The following is a 6,316-nucleotide window of genomic DNA, read 5'->3' as shown; positions in this document are numbered from 1 at the left end:
ACTTCCTGATATTCGGCTTCCAGTTCGGAATCCGCCACAATACCGCCACCAGCCCAGAAACGCAGACGATTATCACTGAATACCAATGTACGAATCGTAATATTGCTGTCCATATTGCCGTCAAAGCCAATAAAAGCAATGCTGCCACAATAGACCCCACGGCGTTGCGGTTCGAGTTCTTCGATGATTTCCATCGAGCGCAGTTTGGGTGCACCGGTAATGGATCCCCCAGGAAAACAGGCTCTTAATAAGCTGACAGCATCCTGATCTTCAGCCAGTGTCCCGGTAATAGTGCTGACCAGGTGATGTACGGTAGCAAAAGACTCGAGCGCAAAAGGAGATGGCACGGATATGGAACCTGGTGCACAGACTTTCCCCAGATCATTGCGTAGCAAATCAACAATCATTACATTTTCAGCGCGATCCTTGAGGCTGTCCTGTAATTGCCGGGCGAGCATGCGGTCGCGCTCTGCATTGTGCAAATCCCGTGGACGTGTGCCTTTAATTGGTTTGGTTTCCACCAGATTATTTTTGACCCGTAATAATCTCTCCGGTGATGAACTTAATACCGCTGCCTGAGGCGTTGCTAAAAAGGCTGAAAAAGGTGCGGCATTCTGTTTTCGTAACTGCTGATAGGCAATCCAGGGATCCCCTTCAGCATTTACTTCGTAACGTTTGGCCAGATTGACCTGGTAACAGTCCCCATCGGTAATATAGTTTTTTATTTTTTCAAAGGCCGTTTGATAGGCCTGTTGATCCATGTTGCAACGTAATTCGCCGGTCACTTTAAAGCTTGTGGAGTCAGTGATTGGCATTTGGTGTAGTCGGCTGAGTAAATCTGACCATTGCTGATGAGTGAAAGGGTCAACACCATAACTGACTAACCAGCAGCGCTGTTGCTGATGATCATTAATGACTGCCCAGTCATAAATGCCAACAGCCATTTCCGGTATTTGTTCCGAATCTACCGCCAGACTAGGCAGGCTTTCAATTCTGCGGCCCAGATCATAACTGAAATACCCAATGGCACCCCCACAGAAGGGCAGTTCGGTTGACTGCTGAGCATATTTTTTCAGCACAGTCTGCAACAACAAAAAGGGATCGTCCGCCGAATTCAGGCTATTTGCAGTTCGATAGTCAATAGTTGTTGTTTGACCGGTGGTCTGCAGCGTAATAAAGGGATCTGCCGCGATGATATCGAAGCGGGCATTATCGCCTTCGGTAATGGCACTATCCAGGAAAACCGCCCACGGCAAATCACGAATAGCAGCAAACAGTGTGGCACTGTCTATTTGATAGGGAAGCTCGGCACATAAAGGCGGCAATTGAGAATTCATCACAGTATTTTACGTGAACTGCCTCTGGGCTAGAAGGGCGAGTGCGCTGGCTGGGGCATATGTCGCGGCGGTTTCATGTGAGTCAAGCAGGCTATCAAAATCAACATATGGACGCTGTAAACGCTCAGCAATCTGGCTGACGATAAATCGTCCAGCACCTGCGCCAATCACCGGTGCTTGTTTATCAAGATCACAGTGAGCGGATAATACCTGTAAGCAGGCATTATGGATCTGCTGGATTTGCTGTTCAGAAAACCATATTGCGACATTCTGCCAGTCTTCTGCTGTAAACAAATTGGCATCGGTTCCCAGCATTCGAGCTAATCTGCGTTGGCAGTTTTCGGTTTGCCAATCATTGCCATCCGCACTGCTATCATTAATCTGTGTAGCACTGATTTTATCCAGCAGCCGCCAGCAATCCCCAGTAGTCGCAAATAATTCAGCCGTGATAGTTTGCCACTCTCCACGAAACGGCAGCTTCTGCCCGATAGCCATCAAGGGGGTACGGATAACACCTGTATACAGTAACTCACCACTTTTTAGCCGGCCTTGATCATCATATGCGGTTAATTGTGGCTGAGATTGATTAAGTGTAATAATGTCGGTGGTTGTGCTTCCACAATCAATTAAAAGTCCTGCTGGATAATTTGTAGCGGCTAACTGGGCACTGGCCAGCCAATTCATCGAAGCTACTTTATCCCAGTGAGTGCGGGCTTGTTCCTGACTTAACCAGCCATTGCTGCTGAATACCGAAACCCGATCAGTTGGAAAATATTCAGCTATACAGGCCAGAATTTCCGATACACCGGAAGCTCGGTCAGCAAAGCAATCTGCCAGTTCGCCGGTCATGGTAACAAGTTGTTGATCCAATTCATTGTTCAGCGTATCAACTGCCAGACGAATAGCCTTGCGCAGCGCTTCTTTGCCCCGCCAAAGTGGGCAGGGCAGTTCAAGCGCCTGTAATAGTTCGCCCTGATTATTACAGCGAACTACTTTCAAGTGTGCTCCACCAATATCCCAGCCGGTGAAACAGCCTTTTTCTTGTCTATGCATAATATGCTTCTTGTTGCTGAAAACGTTGTAGATGCTGCCATAACGGCAGGGCAGGGTTACGCTGTTTATTGGCTGCAAGGTTGACATAGGCTGTTGTCAATCGGGGGTTAATATCTACCACCACTGGCCCTTGCTTAGTTAATATAAAATCGATACCAACGTAGCCGGATAATCCTGCAATCGCCTGATCAATCAAAGTGGCAAGCTGCATTGCCTGCTGGTCAGTAAATTGCTGTGTCGCAATAGTGTTTACCTGACACCCATGAAAGACAAATTGTTGTGCCTGTTGTTCGATTAATTGCTGATTAATTGACAGTAACTCGATGTTATTTTGTCCCACATACAAACTAATGCTCAAGGCCGGGCCATCAAGGTAAGGTTGCACAATCAGTTTGTTTCGTACCTCTTTAGGCAGACCTATCAGGTATTGTCGAGTTTGTTGTATCGATTCAAATTTGAGAGTATCAAGACAACCGGCACCGTCCTGAGGTTTGACGACATAAGGCTGGTCGAGCAGGCACTGGTCTAATAAACCATCGGCAGCTGATAAAGTCACTGGTGTAGCAATGCCTTTTTTCAGCAGTTGCTCAGAACATTGAATTTTGTCCGTACAAAAGCTGGTTGCCTCAATTGAGCACCCCAGATAGAGATTGTTCGCAGCGATAACCTGCTGTTGCAGGGACAATAAAATATTATCGGTTTCGGGAGCAATCAGTAAAAAAAACGAAAGGTTTTTTAAACAATACTGCCAATTTTGATCAAATTCCTGGCGACTAGCGCAAGTTTTTATCGTGATACTGGAGGTCTTCATCCAGTCAGACTCACTAAGTCGCTTATCTCTAAGGATAGTGATATGAATCTGACCCAGCCGGAGAAGATCCTGCACAATGGCAGAAAGCATCATTTCGCCTTCATGTGAGAGCGATGGGGGTAACTGCTCGTCACACAATGCGCCACTGGTGATATGCTCGTAGACGACTAAGTTCATTTTTCTGAGGTTACTTAAAGAAGTGTTGATTATACCGGTCATTGATCTGATGGGGGGGAAGGTCGTACATGCACAAGGTGGAAGGCGTGATCACTATCAGCCGCTTAAATCGCAATTAACCTCCAGTGTCTATCCAAATGCGGTGATTAAACAGTTACTGACATGGTATGCGTTTACCGATATTTATATTGCGGATCTGGATGCAATCGAAATTGGAAAAATCGATAAAGCGTTTTATTTGCAACTGCACCGGCTATTTCCACAATTAACCATCTGGCTGGATGCGGGCATCCGTACTCTGAATGATTGGCAGTTCTGGTGTGATATACCAAATATTAAGCCGGTATTAGGGAGTGAGACTCTGCAGGATCTTCAATTGTTAACCACGTTGCAACCTACGGAATTTATATTATCGCTGGATTTTCGGCAGGGACAGTTATTGGGTCAACATGATTTGTTAACGCGTGTAGATTTATGGCCTGAAACTATTATCGTGATGAGTCTGGATACGGTGGGGATGGATAGTGGGCCAGATGAAAAGTTACTGAATAAAATTCAAATGATTAAGCCTGGTGCGCAATTAATTGCGGCGGGTGGTGTGCGTGGGGAAGAAGATTTAATGAATTTGGCAAAAAACCAAATCAAAGGGGCTTTGATTGCCAGTGCTTTACACAAAGGCAGGCTTGGCGTCGATACAGTACGCCAGATAATGAACTGAAAATGCCGCCCCGAAGGGCGGCATTGACATCAGTCTAAAACTTACTTAGCACCAAATGGGTGTTCAGAAGCTTTGTATTGTGCAACAACGTCAGCCGCTTTAGGCTCACGAGCTACTGCACGTTTGATAGCTTCTTTAGTTGCACGGTAGTTCCAGTCCTGGATTTTTTCATCACTGTCAGCAGTTGGTGAGATAAATACACCAACGCAAATGAAGCAATCATCAGCTTCACTGAGAGGGATAGTGCCATCTTCAACACACTCAGCAACCGCAACAGAAACACCACGTTGTGCAGGGCCAAACATTTGCACTGCTTGTTTCATGTTTTTGATGGTTACTTTATTGAACATAACGGTAGCTGGTTTGACCATCAGGTTAGGTGCAACCACAGCCAACAGGCCGTTAACACCTTGTTTCTGGTCGGTCATAGTGCGGCAGAAAGCATCTTCTGCTGCTGAACCACGTGGGCCCATTAATAAATCAATGTGAGCAACGTTGTCTAAGTCACCATCTTCAATGACTAAGGATTCACCTACAAGTACGCGATCGATAACTGGCATGTTATATTTTCCTGTTCCAAAAAAATTGTCAAAAAGGCTCATTTTTTCCTCAACCTTTTTATGTGAGATTGAGGTTTATACGTAATAAAGGAACGTATCACCTGCTCAGTGCCGCCCGCTATAAGCATCGTGCTACTGAAATTCGGTTTGAATCAAACGCCTGCTCGAACGCAAATAGCAGCAATGCTGCTGCGGTCATATCTGCGGAGGTTCCGGGATTTATGGCGTGACTCTTTAATTCTTGATCCCAGACGGTCAACTCGGCTGTTGATTTGCTTAAGGGTCTATTTTTATTCATTTTTAAAATAAATAACTGTGCCTTCTGTGCCACTGTCTGGGCGATATGCCGGGATTGCTTTCTGATAATTAGCGTATCCGGCACACGTGCTAGTAAGTAAAGATACGCGATTGTGGAGGCCCATTCAACCTTTTCCCCACATTTCAACGCTTCTGTCAATTGTTTATAGCCGATATCCCATACTTGCTGGTAGTTATTTACATATTGCAAGGCGATTGTGTCTCGATTTTGCGCTAATTCCATCGCTTTTCGCAGGGTGACTTTTGGCTGTTGATGTATGTCTTCTTCAGCTTGCTGACCCATTCCGCCCGCATCAGCCAACCGAATCGCTTCATAACACAGACGGGCATCTTCAATGGTTAAAGCCGCTAGGGTTTTTTCAAGCTCTGAAGATAGTTGATCAAAGCTGGAACATCGCTGAATTGCATCACATAACGGGGCAAATAATAATACGATACCAAGGTTGGTATTACAGTCGACGACTTTACGGGTAGCTTTAATGGACTGCAAAATCCGTTCGCCAACCTTTAGATTGGGTTGCGCCATTACCGGCGCAATTGCTGCAGCACTGGAGAGAAAGTCCTGCACAGCCATATTATGTCCGTCACTCCAGACATTTACATTGCCGGGTTTTGGAGCGTTGACTTCCTGCTCACAGGCCCAACGGACACTGTCAGCAATCTGTTGTTCAGCTAGCATGTTCGGGGAGAGATACCTGTCTGGTTTGCTGAATATGAGAAGCAACCATTGTTGCAAGTCGAGCAGCAATATCAATACCTGTTGCCTGATATAAGCCTTTCCAGGCGGGTACGCTATTGACTTCCAATACACTGAATTGGCCTTGCGGATCCTGAATCAGATCGACGCCGGCATAAGGTGCTTCCACCGCAGCCGTCGCTCTGATAGCAAGTTGTGCCATTTCATGGGGCACTGTACTGGCAAAACAGCTGGCACCTTGAGCAAAGTTGGTTATCCAGTGATTCGAGCGACGAGTCATGGCCGCAATGACTTCTCCATTGACCACCATCAAGCGCCAGTCCTGCCAGCAACCGATTTGAGCCGGTGCCACATAATGCTGAAGATAATAAGCCTCACCAACTACTGAGAGATTATCCAGTTGTGCTAACGCATCAAGGCGTTGTATGCCTTTCCCCTGACAACCAAATAACGGTTTAACGACCAGGCTGAACCCTTTGGCGAATTCTTCGCGGGCAATTTGCAATGCCTGTTCGCGGCTTTCGCAAGCCCAGGTATGTGGAGAAGGGATATTCGCCAGATGGAGTCTTAATGACGTTCGCGCTTTATCGACTGTGAGTTCAATGGCATGGGCGGGATTCAGAACCGGCACACCTAATTCGGCAA

The 6,316-nt window shown here is 46.4% G+C and carries 7 protein-coding genes; 1 reads left to right on the top strand and 6 read right to left on the bottom strand.

The genetic code is table 11. The features are described 5' to 3' along the window. From pabB to B3182_RS06125, 3 genes are all read right to left on the bottom strand, one after another. On the bottom strand, positions 1-1,337 hold a 1,337-nt coding region (gene pabB / locus B3182_RS06135), incomplete at its 3' end, for an aminodeoxychorismate synthase component I (RefSeq protein ID WP_292751978.1). A gap of 9 nt (positions 1,338-1,346) precedes the next feature. Beyond that, complete coding sequence (locus tag B3182_RS06130; protein WP_292358227.1) at positions 1,347-2,390, bottom strand: hydantoinase/oxoprolinase family protein; 1,044 nt, start codon at positions 2,388-2,390, stop codon at positions 1,347-1,349. Beyond that, positions 2,383-3,378 carry an ATP-grasp domain-containing protein gene (locus tag B3182_RS06125; RefSeq protein WP_292358226.1) on the bottom strand — a complete coding sequence of 332 codons (996 nt, stop codon included), beginning with the start codon at positions 3,376-3,378 and terminating at the stop codon, positions 2,383-2,385. The genes B3182_RS06130 and B3182_RS06125 overlap by 8 nt, the downstream gene beginning before the upstream one ends. A gap of 22 nt (positions 3,379-3,400) precedes the next feature. On the opposite strand from B3182_RS06125, the gene B3182_RS06120 reads away from it, so the two are divergent. Further along, a complete protein-coding gene (locus B3182_RS06120) occupies positions 3,401-4,096 on the top strand; it encodes a HisA/HisF-related TIM barrel protein (RefSeq protein ID WP_292358225.1) in 696 nt (231 codons plus the stop codon). 41 nt (positions 4,097-4,137) lie between these two features. On the opposite strand, the gene fae is transcribed toward B3182_RS06120, so the two are convergent. From fae to B3182_RS06105, 3 genes are all read right to left on the bottom strand, one after another. Then, positions 4,138-4,656: a formaldehyde-activating enzyme gene (gene fae / locus B3182_RS06115; RefSeq protein ID WP_014705284.1), complete on the bottom strand. Its 519-nt coding sequence runs from the start codon at positions 4,654-4,656 to the stop codon at positions 4,138-4,140. Between the two features lie 118 nt (positions 4,657-4,774). Further along, positions 4,775-5,653, bottom strand: coding sequence for a triphosphoribosyl-dephospho-CoA synthase (locus B3182_RS06110; protein WP_292358223.1), 879 nt, complete (start codon positions 5,651-5,653; stop codon positions 4,775-4,777). After that, the coding region (locus B3182_RS06105) for an ATP-grasp domain-containing protein (protein ID WP_292751976.1) at positions 5,643-6,316 on the bottom strand (674 nt) is incomplete at its 5' end. The genes B3182_RS06105 and B3182_RS06110, both read right to left, overlap by 11 nt.

It is taken from the genome of Methylophaga sp. UBA4204, from assembly GCF_002379485.1.
Classification (GTDB): Bacteria; Pseudomonadota; Gammaproteobacteria; order Nitrosococcales; family Methylophagaceae; genus Methylophaga.
The sequence above is the reverse complement of the archived record's forward strand: the minus strand, read 5'-3'. Positions and strand labels throughout refer to the sequence as shown.

Coding starts and splice junctions, on each gene's coding strand:
- fae (WP_014705284.1), bottom strand. CDS start 4,656: ATGCCAGTTATCGATCGCGTACTTGTAGGTGAATCCTTAGTCATTGAA.
- B3182_RS06110 (WP_292358223.1), bottom strand. CDS start 5,653: ATGCTAGCTGAACAACAGATTGCTGACAGTGTCCGTTGGGCCTGTGAG.
- B3182_RS06125 (WP_292358226.1), bottom strand. CDS start 3,378: ATGAACTTAGTCGTCTACGAGCATATCACCAGTGGCGCATTGTGTGAC.
- B3182_RS06130 (WP_292358227.1), bottom strand. CDS start 2,390: ATGCATAGACAAGAAAAAGGCTGTTTCACCGGCTGGGATATTGGTGGA.